Genomic DNA, 15,652 nt, shown 5'->3' with positions numbered 1-15,652 from the left:
ATGACGGTGCCGCAGGGGCGTCGCAGCAGCGCGTACACCCGGCTGCTGAAGTACGGCTTCACCGACGCGGCCGCCGCCGAGCGGCTGCTCGACGCCCCCGAGCTGGCCGCCGTCCGGGACGACACCGCGCTCCTCGACGCACTCGGGGCCACCGCCGACCCCGACCTCGCGCTGCACGGGCTCGTCCGGCTCGTGGAGGTCCTCCAGGCGCGCGACCCCGGCCGGCGGCAGGCGTTCCTGGACACCCTCGCCTCCGCCAAACCGCTGCGCGACCGGCTGCTGGGCGTGCTCGGGGCGTCCGAGGCGCTCGGGGACCACCTCGTGCGGCACCCCGACGACTGGCACGCGCTCGTCACCTACGAGGCGGCCGATCTGCACCCCACCACACCGGAGTTCGAGAAGGCCCTCGCCGAAGGGGTGCGCGGCGAGCGCGGCGCCGGGCTCGCGCCCGCCGACGCGCTGCGCGCCGCCTACCGCCGGGCCCTGCTGGCCATCGCCGCCCGCGATGTCTGCGGCACCACCGACGTCGCCCAGACCGCCGCCGAACTCGCCGACCTGGCCACCGCCACGCTGCGCGCCGCCCTCGACATCGCCGAGCGGGAGCAGCCGGCCGACGCCGCGGCCTGCCGGCTCGCCGTCATCGGCATGGGCAAATGCGGCGGCCAGGAGCTGAACTACGTCTCCGACGTCGACGTCATCTTCGTGGCCGAGGCCAGGAGCGGCACCGCCGAGGGCATGGCGGTGCAGGCCGCCACCCGGCTCGCCTCCCGGATGATGCGGGTCTGCTCCGACGTCACCCCCGAGGGCACCATCTGGCCCGTCGACGCCAACCTCCGCCCCGAGGGCCGCAACGGTCCCCTCGTGCGGACCCTCTCCAGCCATCTCGCCTACTACCAACGCTGGGCCAAGACCTGGGAGTTCCAGGCCCTGCTCAAGGCCCGCCCGGTGGCCGGCGACCTCCAGCTGGGCCAGGAGTACGTGGACGCCGTCGCCCCCCTGGTGTGGCAGGCCGCCGAGCGCGAGAACTTCGTCACCGACGTCCAGCAGATGCGCCGCCGCGTCGTCGCGAGCATTCCCGCCACCCAGATCGACCGGGAGCTGAAGCTCGGCCCCGGCGGGCTGCGCGACGTCGAATTCGCCGTCCAGCTCCTGCAGTTGGTGCACGGCCGCGGTGACGCGACCCTGCGCGGCGGCAGCACCCTCGGCGCGCTGGCCGCGCTCGCCGCCGGCGGCTACGTGGGCCGGGCCGACGCCGCCTCCCTCGACGCCGCGTACCGCTTCCTGCGCACCATGGAACACCGCATCCAGCTCTACCGGCTGCGCCGCACCCACCTCGTCCCCGAGGAGGAGGCCGATCTGCGCCGCCTCGGCCGCTCCCTGGCCCGGACCTTCCAGTGGCCGAGCGGCAAGGAGCCCGTCGACGAGCTGGGCAAGGAGTGGAAGCGGCACGCCCGCGAGGTGCGGCGGCTGCACGAGAAGCTCTTCTACCGGCCCCTGCTGGACGCCGTCGCCCAGCTGGAGCCCGGCGAGATCCGGCTCAGCCCCAAGGAGGCCGGCCACCGGCTGGAGGCCCTCGGCTACGCCGACCCGGCCGCCGCGCTGCGCCACCTGGAGGCCCTGGCCTCCGGCGTCAGCCGCAAGGCCGCCATCCAGCGCCATCTGCTGCCCGTGCTCCTCGGCTGGTTCGCGGACTCCGCCGACCCCGACGCCGGACTGCTCAACTTCCACAAGGTCTCCGACGCGCTCGGCAAGACGCCCTGGTACCTGCGGCTGCTGCGCGACGAGGGCGCGGCCGCGGAGAACCTCGCCCGGGTGCTGTCCGCCGGGCGGCTCGCCCCCGACCTGCTGCTGCGCGCCCCCGAGGCCGTCGCCCTGCTCGGCGACCCCGAGGGGCTGCGACCGCGCGGCCGGGAGCCGCTGGAGCAGGAGGTGCTGGCCGCCGTGGGCCGCGCCGAGGACGCGGAGGCGGCGATCGTCGCGGTGCGCGGCGTCCGGCGCCGCGAGCTGTTCCGCACCGCGGCCGCCGACATCATCGGCGCGTACGGCGGGGCCGGCCCCGACTCCGGGGCGCACGCCGCCGAAGAGCACGGCTTCCGCGCGTACCGGGCGGGCGAGGCGGTGGGCGCCGGTCCGCGCGCGGCCGTCGACACCGTCGGCAAGGCCGTCTCCGACCTCAACGCCGCCACCATCGCCGGCGCGCTGCGCGCCGCCGTCCGCGCCGAGTGGGGGGACACCCTCCCCACCCGCATCGCCGTCATCGGCATGGGCCGCTTCGGCGGGCGCGAACAGGGCTACGGCTCGGACGCCGACGTGTTGTTCGTGCACGAGCCACGGGACGGCGTCAGTGACGAGGAGGCCGCCAAGGCCGCCCACGCCGTCGCCACCGAGATGCGGCGCCTGCTGCAACTGCCGACCGCCGACCCGCCGCTCCTCGTCGACGCCGATCTGCGGCCCGAGGGCAAGACCGGGCCCATGGTGCGCACCCTCGCCTCGTACGCCGCCTACTACCGCCGCTGGTCGCGGGTGTGGGAGAGCCAGGCGCTGCTGCGCGCCGAGCCCGTGGCGGGCGACGCGGAACTGGGCGCGCGGTTCGTCGACCTGATCGCCCCGCTGCGCTACCCCGCCGAGGGGCTGGGCGAGGACGCGGTGCGCGAGATCCGCCGGCTCAAGGCCCGCATGGAGACCGAGCGGCTGCCGCGCGGCGCCGACCCGACGACGCACACGAAGCTGGGCCGGGGCGGGCTGTCCGACGTGGAGTGGACGGTGCAGCTGCTGCAGATGCAGCACGGCTGGGCGGAGCCGGGGCTGCGCACGACGCGCACCCGCGAGGCACTCGCGGCGGCCTGCGCGGCGGAGCTGCTGAGCACGGAGGACGCCCGCATCCTCGACGAGGCGTGGGTGCTGGCGACCAGTGTCCGCAACGCCGTCATGCTGGTCCGGGGCCGCCCCGGGGACACCTTCCCGGGCGATCCCCGCGAGCTGGGCGCCGTGGGCCGCTACCTCGGCTACGAACCGGGGCACGTCGGGGAGATGCTGGACGACTACCGTCGTACGACGCGACGGGCCAGGGCCGTCGTCGAGGAGCTGTTCTACGGGGCGTAGGCCTGGCCGGCCAGCCGGTCTTGGTCTTGGCGGGCATGCGTCCGCCTCTGCCGGCCGTGGCGTGCGCACCACCGCTGCGCGGCGGTGTCCTCAATCGCCGGACGGGCTGCATCTTGCAGCCCGTCCGGCGATTGAGGACAAAGCTGGTAGGGCTGACGCTAGCGCCGCGTCGACGCGTCGGCGGCCGTCACATGACGGGTCAGCCGGTGCGGGAACGCCCGGTACCAAGCGTAGGACAGGCCGAAGCCGAAGGCGAGGCAGAGCAGACCGCCCACCGCGTCCAGCCAGAAGTGGTTGGCCGTCGACACGATGACGACCAGGGTCGCGACCGGGTACAGCAGGCCCAGCACCCGCACCCAGACCGCCCGTGCCAGCAGGGCGATGGTGATGCCGCACCACGTCGACCAGCCGATGTGCATCGACGGCATCGCCGCGTACTGGTTGGACATGTCGGCGAGATTGCCCGAGGCCATCGAGCCCCAGGTGTGGTGCACCACGACCGTGTCGATGAAGCCGCCGCCGTTCATCAGCCGTGGCGGAGCGAGCGGATACAGGTAGTAACCGAGCAGGGCCACACCCGTGGTGGCGAACAGGATGAGACGCGCGGCCGCGTACCGCCCGGGATGCCAGCGGTACAGCCACACCAGCACACCGATCGTCAGCACGAAGTGCAGCGTGGCGTAGTAGTAGTTCATGCCCACGATCAGCCACGTCACCGAATTCACGGCGTGGTTGACGGTGTGCTCCACCGCGATGTGCAGGGACTGCTCGGCCTGCCAGATCCAGTCGGCGTTGCGCAGGGCGGCGGCCCGCTGCTCCGGGACCGCGTTGCGGACAAGGGAATACGTCCAGTAGCTCACCGCGATCAGCAGGATCTCGAACCACAGCCGTGGCCGTCGCGGTGAGCGCAGACCCGCCAGGACGCGCCGGTCCGAGGACGGCCGCTCCAGGCTCTCCCCGCTGGGTGGCAGGGTGGCCGTCCGGCCTTCCGCGGTCCTCACTGTCGCTTCACCCATAGGGAAACAGTCTGCCAGATAGCCGCCGGGCGCAGATCATCCCCAAGTCTGGTCTTCCCCGCTTTGCGTACTCTTCGTGACGGTCGTCCCGGAATCGCGACGAGGCCCTGGTACAGAAGCCGTTGAACCCCGAACCACCAATTCCGGGAGGAAAACGAACTCGCTGTGCGGGGCCGGGGTGCCGCCGATCTCCTCCAGCAGCGCCCGCACGGCCGCCTGGCCCATCGACTGGACCGGCTGCCGGATCGTGGTCAGCGGCGGATCCGTGAAGGCGATGAGCGGCGAATCGTCGAAACCGACCACCGAGACGTCGCGCGGCACCTCCAGCCCGTGCTGCCGGGCCGCCCGCACCACGCCCAGCGCCATCATGTCGCTCGCGCACACCACGGCCGTGCAGCCGCGGTCGATGAGGGCCGCGGCGGCCGCCTGGCCGCCCTCCAGGGAGAACAGCGAATGCTCCACCAGCCGCTCGGCCTCGGCCTCCGCCACCCCGAGCTGCTCGCGCATGCTCAGCAGGAACCCCTCGATCTTCCGCTGTACCGGCACGTAGCGCTTGGGCCCCAGCGCGAGACCGATGCGCCGGTGGCCCAGTGCGGCCAAATGGGTGACGGCGAGCTTGACGGCCGCACGGTCGTCGGGGGAGACGAACGGCGCCCGCACCTTCGAGGAGAAGCCGTTGATCAGGACGAACGGCACGCCCTGGCCGCGCAGCCGCTCGTAGCGCTGCATATCGGCGGAGGTGTCGGCGTGCAGCCCGGAGACGAAGATGATGCCCGCGACCCCCCGGTCGACGAGCATCTCCGTCAGCTCGTCCTCCGTCGAACCGCCCGGGGTCTGCGTCGCCAGCACCGGGGTGTACCCCTGGCGGGTCAGCGCCTGCCCGATGACCTGGGCGAAAGCGGGGAATATCGGGTTGTCCAGTTCGGGGGTGATCAGACCGACCAGCCCCTCGCTGCGCTGCCGCAGCCGCACGGGCCGCTCGTAGCCCAGCACGTCGAGCGCGGCCAGCACGGACTGGCGGGTGGAAGCGGCGACCCCAGGCTTTCCATTGAGGACGCGGCTGACGGTTGCTTCGCTGACACCCGCCTGGGTCGCGATATCGGCTAGCCGGGCGGTCACAGGACTGGACCTTACCCGTCGCATCTCAGACTGCCCACCAGACGCATGAGTCGGAAGGCACCCGCACCGTGCCCCCGGTGAACTCGAGGGCGGCGGTGGCGAGCACCGGGCGGCCCGGCACGGGCAGTTCCGCCTCGGCCTCGCCCGTGTTGAGCGTGCACACAAAACCCGGACGGGAGAACGCCAGCACCCCCTCGGGCGCCTCCAGCCAGGTCATCTCCCCGTCGCCGAGCCCCGGCAGCTCATGGCGGAGCGCCAGCGCCGAGCGGTAGAGCTCCAGCGTCGAGCGCGGGTCGCCCGACTGCGCCTCGACCGACAGCCCCCGCCACTCGGCGGGCTGCGGCAGCCAGCTGCCGCCCGGCCCGAAGCCGTACGGCGCCTCCTCGCCCGACCACGGGAGCGGCACCCGGCAGCCGTCGCGGGTGCCGTCCTGGCCGTTCCCGCGGAAGAACGCCGGGTCCTGACGGACCTCGTCCGGCAGCTCCACGACCTCCGGCAGCCCCAGCTCCTCGCCCTGGTAGACATAGGCGGAGCCGGGCAGCGCCAGCATCAGCAGCGCCGCGGCCCGGGCCCGGCTGCGGCCCCGCTCGCCACCGCCGTAGCGGGTGGTGTGCCGCACCACGTCGTGATTGGACAGCACCCAGGTCGTGGGCGCCCCGACGGAGCAGGTGGCGGCCAGCGACTCGTCGATGACGGTCCGCATCGCGTCGGCGCCCCACGCGCAGGTCAGGAACTGGAAGTTGAACGCCTGGTGCAGTTCGTCCGGGCGTACGTACAGCGCGAGCCGCTCGGAGGTCGGCGCCCAGGCCTCGGCCACTCCGATCCGCTCGCCCTCGTAGGAGTCCAGCAGCCGCCGCCAGGAGCGGTGGATCTCGTGCACCCCGTCCTGGTCGAAGAACGGCAGCACCTGCGCGCCGATCAGCTTCGCCTGCTCCTTGCGGCCGATGTCCGGCAGCCCCGGCGCCTTGACCATGCCGTGCGCCACATCGATCCGGAAACCGTCCACGCCCAGATCCAGCCAGAACCGCAGGACCGAGTCGAACTCCTCGCGGACCTCCGGATTGTCCCAGTTCAGATCCGGCTGCTCGGGCGCGAAGAGATGCAGGTACCACTCGCCCGGGGTGCCGTCCGGGCCCACCGTCCGGGTCCACGCCGGACCGCCGAAAACCGACTCCCAGTCGTTGGGCGGCAGCTCGCCGACCGCGCCCTTGCCCGGCCGGAAGTGATAGCGCTCGCGGGCCGTCCCCCCGGCCCGGTCCGCGAGCGCCGCCTGGAACCACACATGCCGGTCGGAGGTGTGGTTGGGAACGATGTCCACGATGACGCGCAGCCCCAGCCGGTGCGCCTCGCGGACCAGGTCGTCGGCGTCCGAAAGATCCCCGAACAGCGGGTCCACGGCCCGGTAGTCCGCCACGTCGTAGCCGCCGTCGGCCTGCGGCGAGGCGTAGAACGGCGTCAGCCACACGGCGTCCACCCCCAGCGAGGCCAGGTGCGGCAGCCGCTCGCGGATCCCCCGCAGATCACCGATGCCGTCGCCGTCACTGTCGGCGAACGAGCGCACGTACACCTGGTAGATGACGGCGCTGCGCCACCACTTTTCCGGCCGGCGGGCGGCGGGTACGGCGGCGTCGCGGACGGAGGGCGCGAGGTCCTGGGTCATGTACTTCCCTATCGGGTGGGCCCAACCAAGGGGGCTGCGATGCGTAAGGCGATGCGGAGGAGCTGTGCGGAGCTGTGCGTAAGAGCGGTGCGGGAACGGTGCGTGAGAGCCGTGCGGACGTACGCGAGCGAGTCGGCGAGCAGGGGTACGAGCGAAAGTGGTACGAACTGCTCAACGCGCGGTCACGCGACCGGTGACGGATGGAATCAGCCCTTGGTGCCGCCCGCGGTCAGTCCGGCGACCAGGTGCTTCTGGGCCAGGAAGAAGACGAGCCCGGCGGGCACGGTGATGAGCACCGCGGCGGCCGTCATCAGGCCCCACTCCGCCTTCTGCTGGCCGACGAAGGTCTGCAGGCCCACCGCCAGGGTGTAGTGCTTCTCGCTGCTCATGAACTGGGTCGCGAAGGCCACTTCGCCCCAGGCGGTGATGAAGGAGTAGAAGCCGGTGACGGCCAGGCCCGGCCGGGCGAGCGGCAGGATCAGCCGCCAGAACGTGCCGAACGGGCTCAGTCCGTCGACCCGGCCCGCCTCGTCGATCTCGGCCGGAATCGTGTCGAAGTAGCCCTTGAGCATCCACGCGCAGAACGGCACCGAGATCGAGCAGTACGTCAGGATCAAGCCGGTGTAGGAGTCGAGCAGTTCGAGCCGGCCGAGAATGTTGTAGAGCGGCACGATCAGCACGGCCATCGGGAACATCTGGACGACCAGGAAGGTCCACATCAGCGGCCGGTGGCCGGGGAAGCGCATCCGGGAGACGGCGTAGCCCGCGGTCGCGGCGACGAGCACGCCGAGCACGGTCGCGCCGAGCGCGATGATCACGGAGTTGCCGAACCAGGTCAGGAACTCGGTGTTCTTCAGGATGTGCGTGTAGTTCGAGAGCTCGAAGCCGACGAACTTCGTGGGCTCCTGCCAGCCGTCGCGCCCGCGCAGGGAGACGAAGACGACGAACAGGACGGGGAAGACCGAGACCAGGGACGCGACGACCAGCGCCGTGTGCAGGGCGACGGACACACCGCGCGAGCGCTCACCGCGCACGCGGGACTTCACGGGTCCGGTGGTGCCGGAACTCATCGCGCTCATCGCACAGACTCCTGTCGGGAAAGCATCCGGCGGTAGAAGACGGCGAAGACCAGCAGCAGCGAGAGGATGAGGATGCCGTAGGTCGCCGAGCCCGCGTAGTCGCGTACGCCCTGGAAGGCGAGCCGGTAGGAGTAGGTCACGAGGATCTCGCTCTCCGAGCTCGCGCCCTGCCCGATCAGCAGGTAGATCACCTGGAACATGTTGAACGTCCAGATGACGCCGAGCAGGATCACCGTGCCGCTCACCGGCCGCAGCCCGGGCAGCGTCACATGGCGGAACCGCTGCCAGGGCGTCGCCCCGTCCATCTCCGCGGCCTCGTGCAGCTCGGCGGGTATCGACTGGAGACCGCCCAGGATCGCCACCATCATGAACGGCACGCCCAGCCACACGTTGACGGCGACGGCCGACAGCTTCTGCAGCGTCTCGTCACCGAGCCAGTCGACCGGCCCTGCTCCCAGCTTGGCGAGAAAGGCGTTCAGGACGCCGTACTTCTCGTTGAAGATCAGCCGCCAGGAGAACGTGGCGACGAACGCGGGCACCGCCCACGGCAGGATCAGCAGCACCCGGTACAGCGAGCGGAACCGCATCTTGCGGTTGAGCAGCAGCGCCAGCCCGAGGCCGATCGTGTAGTGGAGGAAGACGCAGGACGCGGTCCATACGACGGTCCACGTGAGCCGGGAGTAGAAGTGGCCCTCCTGGCCGGAGAGCACCTTCCAGTAGTTGTCCAGGCCGACGAACTGGTACGTCGACGGAATGTGGTTGACGCCGATCGTCCGGCCGATGTTGGCCTCGTTGGCGTCGGTGAAGGACAGATAGATGCCCCGGCCCAGCGGATAGCCGACCAGCACGGTCAGGACCACGACCACCGGCAGCACCATCGCCCAGGCGTACCAGTGGGTGTCGAACGAGCGCCTGGCGCGGGTGAGCAGGCCGGGCCTGCGCACCTGTCCCTCGGGCGGGCTTCCGGTCTCGGAAACGGCTGTGGTCATGGCTCGGCGGCTTTCCTCGGGGAGGGAGGGGTTCGAGAAGAGGGAGAAGAGAGAGGGGAACGCGACCGGTCCGGCCGGCCGGGGGCGTCGTCGGAGCGCCCCCGGCCGCACCGGAGTACCTGGAGGGCGGGCCGCCTACTCCTGGATCGCGTAGTCCTTCAGGAGCGCGGACTTCCAGGCCTTGGCCGTGGCGTCCAGACCCGCCTTCGGGTCCTCCTTGAGGGTCAGGATCTTGGTGTAGTGCTGGAGCCAGTCGGTGAACAGGTCGCCGCCCTGGGGAATCGCGGGCCGCGGGTGGGCCTTGTCCAGCGCCCGGTAGTAGGCGTCGCGCACCGGGTCCGACAGCACGGCCTTGGTGTAGGCGGACTTACGGGTCGGCAGCACACCGATGGTGGTCGACGCCGTCTCCTGCTGGGCCGCCTCGGTCATGAACTTGGCGAAGAGGTACGAGGCGTCGAAGTTCTTCGTGCCGGCGTAGACGACGAGGTTGTGCCCGCCGACCGGGGCGCCCGCCGTGCCGGTGGAACCGGCGGGGACGGCCGCGATGCCGAGGTTGTCCTTCGCCTTGTACGCCTCGCCGCCGAAGATCTCCTTGGTCGCCCAGGGACCGTCGATCAGCATGGCCAGCTTGCCGTTCTTGAAGTCCGTCTTGAGGTTGTTGTACCCGTCGGTACCGGCCGGCTTGGGCGCGGCGCCGGACTTCACGAGGTCGACGGCGGTCTCGATGCCCTTGCGGGAGGCGGCGTCGGAGATGGTGATCTTCTTCTTCTCGACGTCGACCATGTCGCTGTTCTCGCCGTAGAGGAAGGGCAGCGAGTAGTAGCTGTCGGGGTTGAGGCCGATGCCGGCCGTGCCCGTCTTGTCCTTGATCTTCTCCGCGGCCTCCTTGACCTCCTTCCAGTTCGTCGGCGGCTTGTCGATGCCGGCCTTCCGGAAGAGCTCCTTGTTGTAGAGCAGCCCGAGGGTGTCGGTGACCTGCGGGACGCCGTACGTCTTGCCCTGGTACGCGGCGTTCTTCAGCGGCCCTTCGAGGAAGTCGTCGGTCTTGTCGAGGGCGGGCGTGCCCGTCAGGTCCTTGAGGTAGCCGAGCTGGGCGAAGCCCGCGGTCCAGCCCACGTCGGAGCGGAGCACATCGGGGGCGCCCTGGTTGGAGGAGGCGGCCGTCTTGAACTTCTGCTGTGCCTGGTCGAAGGGCACGTTGACGTAATTGACCTTGATCTTCGGGTACTTCTTCTCGAAGTCCGCGACCAGCTTCTTGAACGTCGGTGCCTCATTGGTGGCGTCCGAGGTGTCCCACCAGGTGATGGTGCCGCTCACGCTGCTCGGATCGCTCGCCGCCTTGGAGCCGTCACCGGCGCCACCGTCGCTGTCACCGCCGCACGCGGTCGCGGTGAGGGCCAGCACGCCGACGAGGGCGGCGACCGATATGCCTCTTCGCATAGGGGATCTCCTCTTCAAGGAGGCCGACCTGTCGCGGGCGGCCCGAGCTGAGGAGGAAGCTAACAGGCTGCAATCTCTTGCGAAAGACCTTGCAAGAAGGAAACGGGGAGATTTCCGGGTCGTAACCTGACTGTGTCCAAAGGCTTGACCAGCGACGGGGCGGCTCGTACGGTCCAGTGCGCGGCAAGTGACCGCTGACGTGCGGGCGGCCTTGCAGCAAGAACCGCAAGAACCTTCATGGGCCTTACGGGCGCGGCGCGTTGCCCTCGCCAGGCCGTGTCCCACCGGCTTCCCCGCCTCGTGCTCCTCACCCCCCAGGAGAACCCATGGCCCCCACCGCCATGCCCACATCCCCACGCAGGGCCCTGTCCGCAGCCCTCGCCCTCGTCGCCGGCGCCCTGCTCTGCGCCCCTCCGGCCCGGGCGAGCGCACCCGGCGACCCGGCCGAAGGACCCGCGACGGCCGTCCTCTTCGAGTGGACCTACGACTCGGTCGCCAAGGAGTGCGCGGACACCCTCGGCCCCGCCGGCTACGGCTACGTCCAGGTCTCACCGCCCCAGGAGCACATCCAAGGTCCCCAGTGGTGGACCTCCTACCAGCCCGTCGGCTACCGGATCGCCGGCCGCCTCGGCGACCGCGCGTCCTTCGCCCGCATGGTCGGCGCCTGCCACACGGCCGGCGTCAAGGTCGTCGTCGACGCCGTCATCAACCACATGGCCGCCGGCTCCGGCACCGGCACCGGCGGCTCGTCGTATACGAAGTACGACTACCCCGGCACCTACCAGCGCCAGGACATGGACGACTGCACCGCGGTCATCACGGACTACCGCGACCGCGGCAACGTCCAGCGCTGCGAACTGGTCGGCCTCGCGGACCTCGACACCGGCGAGGAGTACGTCCGCGAGCGCATCGCCCGCTACCTCGACGACCTGCTGTCCCTCGGCGTCGACGGCTTCCGGGTCGACGCCGCCAAGCACATCGCCGTGGAGGATCTCACCGCGATCAAGGCCAAGTTGAGCAAGCCCGGCGTGTACTGGAAGCAGGAGACCATCTTCGGCGCGGGCGAGGCCGTTCAGCCCGATGAATACCTGGGCAACGGCGACGTCCAGGAATTCCGCTACGCCCGCGACCTCAAACGCGTCTTCCAGCACGAGCGGCTCGCCTACCTCAAGAACTACGGCGAGGGCTGGGGCTACCTCCCCACCGGCAAGGCCTCCGTCTTCGTCGACAACCACGACACCGAGCGCGGCGGCGACACCCTCAGCTACAAGGACGGCGCCGACTACACCCTCGCCAACGTCTTCATGCTCGCCTGGCCCTACGGCTCACCGGACATCCACTCCGGCTACGAATTCACCGACCGCGACGCGGGCCCGCCGAACGGGGGCAAGGTCACCGCGTGCTGGCAGGACGGCTGGAAGTGCCAGCACAAGTGGCCGGAGATCAAGAGCATGGTGGGCTTCCGCAACGCGGTACGCGGCACGGCGGTGACGAACTGGTGGGACAACGGGTCCCAGGCCATCGCCTTCGGCCGCGGAAACAAGGGCTACGTCGCCATCAACCACGAAACGTCCCCGCTGAGCCGCACCTTCCAGACGTCGCTGCCGGGGGGTGAGTACTGCGATGTGCAGAGCGGGCGCCGCGTGGCGGTGGGAGCGGATGGCCGCTTCGCGGCCACGATCGCGCCGAACACGGCGCTGGCACTGCGCGCCGGCGGAACTTGCCCCTGACCCCGGGGATCCGCCCCGGACCCCGGTCCTCAATCGCCGGACGGGCTGAGATTCAGCCCGTCCGGCGATTGAGGACAAAGGGGGCCTGGGGGCTCGCCCCCGGTTACGGGAAGGGGCGGGTCAGGGGAGAAAAACCACGTCCCAACGCCAGCCAAAGGAGCACGTTCCGTGAGACGCCTGGCCACCCTGGCCGCAGCAATCGCCCTGGCCCTACCCCTCCTCGGGACGGGCCCGGCCCAGGCCGCCGCCCCCACCCCCGCCGCCGGGGCCAAGGTCCACTGGATCGACAAAAACACCCTCGCCTGGCCCAAAAACCTCGGCAACCCCACCCACCCCCACCGCCTCACCCACGACCGCGGCAGCTTCGCACTCACCCCCCGGCCCGGCGGGCTGTCCGCGCAACAACGCGCGAAATACCCGCACCTGGCCGGCTACGACGCCTTCCGCGTCGACGCCCACGGCCAGGAGCGCACGGCCCTCACCGGCCGGCTCGTCGCCGAGACGGACGGCGTCGCCACCGGCGTGCAGATACCCGGCGTACTGGACGACCTCTACGCCGCCGCGGCCACCAAGGCCGAGCTCGGCCCCCGCTTCCGCGGCGGCCGGCCCACCCTCTCCGTCTGGGCACCCACCGCCCGCCGCGTCGCCCTGGAACTCGACGGCCGTACCGTCCCCATGCGACGGGACGCCGGCAGCGGCGTGTGGAGCGTCACCGGTGCACGCGACTGGGCCGCGAAGCCCTACCGCTACGCCGTCACCGTCTGGGCCCCCTCCGTGGGGAAGGTCGTCACCAATCACGTCACCGACCCGTACTCCACCGCCCTGACCGCCGACTCCACCCACAGCCTCGTCGTCGACCTCGCCGACCCCGCCCTCGCTCCCGAGGGCTGGTCACGGCTGCGCAAGCCGGCGGCCGTGCCGCTGCGCGACGCGCAGATCCAGGAACTGCACATCCGTGACTTCTCCGTCGCCGACCGCACCTCGGCCCACCCCGGCCGCTACCTCGCCTTCACCGACCGGTCCTCGGCAGGGATGCGGCACCTGCGGTCGCTCGCTGCCGCCGGTACCTCCTACGTCCATCTGCTCCCGGCCTTCGACTTCGGCACCGTCCCCGAGCGGAGCGCGGACCAGGCCACCCCCGACTGCGACCTCGCCGCCCTGCCCGCCGACTCCGAGCGCCAGCAGGAGTGCGTGGGGAAGACGGCGGGCCGCGACGCGTACAACTGGGGCTACGACCCGCTGCACTACACCGTCCCCGAGGGCAGCTACGCCTCCGACCCGGACGGGCCGCGCCGGACCCGTGAGTTCCGGCAGATGGTGCAGGGCCTCGCCGGAGCGGGGCTGCGGACCGTCATGGACGTCGTCTACAACCACACCGTGGCGTCCGGGCAGGACGCGAAGTCCGTTCTCGACCGGATCGTCCCCGGCTACTACCAGCGCCTCCTCGACGACGGCAGCGTCGCCACCTCCACCTGCTGCGCCAACACGGCGCCCGAGCACGCGATGATGGGCAAACTCGTCGTCGACTCCGTCGTCACCTGGGCGAAGGAGTACAAGGTCGACGGATTCCGCTTCGACCTCATGGGCCACCACCCCAAGGCCAACATCCTCGCCGTGCGCAAGGCCCTCGACGCCCTCACCGTCGACAGGGACGGCGTCGACGGGAAGGCCGTCGTCCTCTACGGCGAGGGCTGGAACTTCGGCGAGGTGGCGAACGACGCCCGCTTCGTCCAGGCCACGCAGAAGAACATGGCGGGCACCGGCATCGCCACCTTCGCCGACCGCTCCCGCGACGCGATCCGCGGCGGCGGCCCCTTCGACGAGGACCCCCGTGTCCAGGGCTTCGCCTCCGGACTGTTCACCGCCCCCAACGGCTCGCCCGCGGGCAGCCCCGACGAGCAGCGGGCCCGGCTGCTGCACGCCCAGGACCTCATCAAGGTCGGCCTCACCGGCCATCTCGCCGACTACCGCTTCACCGACTCGAACGGCCGGGACGTGCGCGGCGCCGACGTCGACTACAACGGTTCGCCCGCCGGTTACGCCGCCGCCCCCGGCGACGCCCTTGCCTACGCCGACGCCCACGACAACGAGTCCCTCTACGACGCCCTCGCCTACAAGCTCCCGCCCGCCACCCCCGCCGCCGAGCGGGCCAGGGCACAGGTCCTGGCCATGGCCACCGCCGGGCTCTCCCAGGGGCCGTCCCTCTCCCAGGCCGGCACGGACCTGCTGCGTTCGAAGTCCCTGGACCGCAACTCCTACGACAGCGGCGACTGGTTCAACGCGATCCACTGGGACTGCGCCGACGGCAACGGCTTCGGCCGCGGACTGCCGCCCGCCGCCGACAACCGGTCCAAGTGGCCCTACGCCCGGCCGCTGCTCGCCGACCCGGCCCTGCGCCCCGGCTGCGGGCCGATCCGGGCCGCCTCCGCCGCCTACCGGGACCTGCTGCGCATCCGCACGACCGAGCGGGCGTTCCGCCAGGCGACCACCGCCGACGTCCAGCGGACGCTGTCGTTCCCGCTGTCCGGCGCCGGTGAGACGCCGGGCGTCGTCACGATGCGGCTGGGGAACCTGGTCGTGGTCCTCAATGCCGCACCGCACGAGGCGACCCAGCGGATCGGGGCGCTCTCCGGGACGGACTACGCGCTGCACCCCGTGCAGGCGCGCGGCTCGGACCCCGTCGTCAAGTCCGCCTCGTACGCACGGGAATCGGGCACCTTCACGGTCCCGGGCCGCACGGTCGCCGTCTTCCGCCGGGGCTGACCGGCGCCGGGAGGCAGCAGAAGGGCGTCAGGACGGCTGCGGCGCGAGCGCGGCCAGCCGTCCGACCAGGTCCCCGAAGGGCCCGTCGGCGGGCTCGTCCCGCAGCACGCGGCGCAGCACGGCCGCCATGTCCTCGTCGTAGGCGGCGCTCACCGCCGTGAGGGCCGCGAAGTGATGGACGAGCTGCAACTCCAGCTCCGCACGGGCCACCGGGCAGCCGTCCAGCCAGAGCAGCGCCGTGGTCTCGGCCAGCGAGATCCAGGACCGGACGGCCAGCTCCAGGCGCGGCGCCGGGGCGCGTACACCCAGGTGCTCGATCATCTGCTCGTACGCGGCCCGGCGCACCCCGTCGATCAGGGCGTTCGCCCGGCCGGTGCCCGCCGCCGGGCCGCCGCGCATCAGCGCCGAGAACCCCGGCCCGTGGGTCTCGACGAAGTCGAAGAACCGCCGCATGACGCGCAACAGCCGGGCCCCCAGGGGGCCTTCGCGGGGCTCGTCGAAGAGGGAGGTCAGCTCCTCGGCGGCGCGGCCCAGGGCCGCCTCGTACAGGCTCTGCTTGCCGGGGAAGTAGTGATAGACCAGCGGCCGGGAGATGCCGGCCGCCTCCGCTATCTCGTCGATGGCGACATCGTCGGGGCAGCGCCTGCTGAAGAGGTCGAGCGCCACCGCGATCAACTGCTCGCGTCGCTGCTCGACGCCCATTCTGCGGCGCACCCCGGTCGTCATGCGGTCATCCTAATGCCGACGCGCGGCG

At 71.4% G+C, this 15,652-nt stretch carries 10 protein-coding genes; 3 read left to right on the top strand and 7 right to left on the bottom strand.

All coding sequences use genetic code 11. The features are described 5' to 3' along the window. Positions 1 to 3,102 carry a bifunctional [glutamine synthetase] adenylyltransferase/[glutamine synthetase]-adenylyl-L-tyrosine phosphorylase gene (locus JO379_RS09910; RefSeq protein ID WP_209514615.1) on the top strand — a complete coding sequence of 1,034 codons (3,102 nt, stop codon included), beginning with the start codon at positions 1 to 3 and terminating at the stop codon, positions 3,100 to 3,102. Positions 3,103 to 3,260: 158 nt separating this feature from the next. Here JO379_RS09910 and JO379_RS09905 read toward each other — a convergent pair whose 3' ends face one another. The 6 genes from JO379_RS09905 to JO379_RS09880 all read right to left on the bottom strand — a co-directional run bounded on the left by JO379_RS09905 (position 3,261) and on the right by JO379_RS09880 (position 10,405). Further along, a complete protein-coding gene (locus tag JO379_RS09905; protein ID WP_130877443.1) occupies positions 3,261 to 4,118 on the bottom strand; it encodes a phosphatase PAP2 family protein in 858 nt (285 codons plus the stop codon). 36 nt (positions 4,119 to 4,154) lie between these two features. Further along, on the bottom strand, positions 4,155 to 5,237 hold the full coding sequence (locus tag JO379_RS09900) for a LacI family DNA-binding transcriptional regulator (protein WP_130877442.1): 1,083 nt from the start codon (positions 5,235 to 5,237) through the stop codon (positions 4,155 to 4,157). A 25-nt stretch (positions 5,238 to 5,262) separates the two neighbouring features. Continuing rightward, complete coding sequence (locus tag JO379_RS09895; RefSeq protein ID WP_209514614.1) at positions 5,263 to 6,897, bottom strand: glycoside hydrolase family 13 protein; 1,635 nt, start codon at positions 6,895 to 6,897, stop codon at positions 5,263 to 5,265. Between the two features lie 206 nt (positions 6,898 to 7,103). Next, positions 7,104 to 7,976, bottom strand: a complete 873-nt coding sequence (locus tag JO379_RS09890) for a sugar ABC transporter permease (RefSeq protein ID WP_130877440.1) — start codon at positions 7,974 to 7,976, stop codon at positions 7,104 to 7,106. Further along, positions 7,973 to 8,965, bottom strand: a complete 993-nt coding sequence (locus tag JO379_RS09885; protein WP_207303881.1) for a carbohydrate ABC transporter permease — start codon at positions 8,963 to 8,965, stop codon at positions 7,973 to 7,975. The genes JO379_RS09890 and JO379_RS09885 overlap by 4 nt, the downstream gene beginning before the upstream one ends. Before the next feature lie 135 nt (positions 8,966 to 9,100). Further along, positions 9,101 to 10,405 carry an extracellular solute-binding protein gene (locus tag JO379_RS09880; protein WP_130877439.1) on the bottom strand — a complete coding sequence of 435 codons (1,305 nt, stop codon included), beginning with the start codon at positions 10,403 to 10,405 and terminating at the stop codon, positions 9,101 to 9,103. A 326-nt stretch (positions 10,406 to 10,731) separates the two neighbouring features. Here JO379_RS09880 and JO379_RS09875 point away from each other — a divergent pair, with 326 nt between their 5' ends. Both JO379_RS09875 and pulA read left to right on the top strand, forming a co-directional pair. Next, entirely contained in the window at positions 10,732 to 12,135 is a 1,404-nt protein-coding gene (locus JO379_RS09875; protein WP_209514613.1) for an alpha-amylase, read from the top strand. 168 nt (positions 12,136 to 12,303) lie between these two features. Continuing rightward, positions 12,304 to 14,898, top strand: a complete 2,595-nt coding sequence (gene pulA, locus JO379_RS09870; RefSeq protein WP_209514612.1) for a pullulanase-type alpha-1,6-glucosidase — start codon at positions 12,304 to 12,306, stop codon at positions 14,896 to 14,898. 27 nt (positions 14,899 to 14,925) lie between these two features. Here pulA and JO379_RS09865 read toward each other — a convergent pair whose 3' ends face one another. Further along, a complete protein-coding gene (locus JO379_RS09865; RefSeq protein ID WP_130877436.1) occupies positions 14,926 to 15,624 on the bottom strand; it encodes a TetR/AcrR family transcriptional regulator in 699 nt (232 codons plus the stop codon). Between the last annotated feature and the right edge of the window lie 28 nt (positions 15,625 to 15,652).

This window comes from Streptomyces syringium, from assembly GCF_017876625.1.
In the GTDB taxonomy this organism is placed as follows: Bacteria; Actinomycetota; Actinomycetes; order Streptomycetales; family Streptomycetaceae; genus Streptomyces; species Streptomyces syringius.
Note: the sequence above shows the minus strand (reverse complement) of the source record. Positions and strands in the feature narration are given on the sequence as shown.

Excerpts from the sequence above, each read along its gene's own strand:
- JO379_RS09910 (WP_209514615.1), top strand. The coding sequence starts at position 1 with ATGACGGTGCCGCAGGGGCGTCGCAGCAGCGCGTACACCCGGCTGCTG.
- JO379_RS09905 (WP_130877443.1), bottom strand. The coding sequence starts at position 4,118 with ATGGGTGAAGCGACAGTGAGGACCGCGGAAGGCCGGACGGCCACCCTG.
- JO379_RS09895 (WP_209514614.1), bottom strand. The coding sequence starts at position 6,897 with ATGACCCAGGACCTCGCGCCCTCCGTCCGCGACGCCGCCGTACCCGCC.
- JO379_RS09890 (WP_130877440.1), bottom strand. The coding sequence starts at position 7,976 with ATGAGCGCGATGAGTTCCGGCACCACCGGACCCGTGAAGTCCCGCGTG.
- JO379_RS09885 (WP_207303881.1), bottom strand. The coding sequence starts at position 8,965 with ATGACCACAGCCGTTTCCGAGACCGGAAGCCCGCCCGAGGGACAGGTG.
- JO379_RS09880 (WP_130877439.1), bottom strand. The coding sequence starts at position 10,405 with ATGCGAAGAGGCATATCGGTCGCCGCCCTCGTCGGCGTGCTGGCCCTC.
- JO379_RS09875 (WP_209514613.1), top strand. The coding sequence starts at position 10,732 with ATGGCCCCCACCGCCATGCCCACATCCCCACGCAGGGCCCTGTCCGCA.
- JO379_RS09865 (WP_130877436.1), bottom strand. The coding sequence starts at position 15,624 with ATGACGACCGGGGTGCGCCGCAGAATGGGCGTCGAGCAGCGACGCGAG.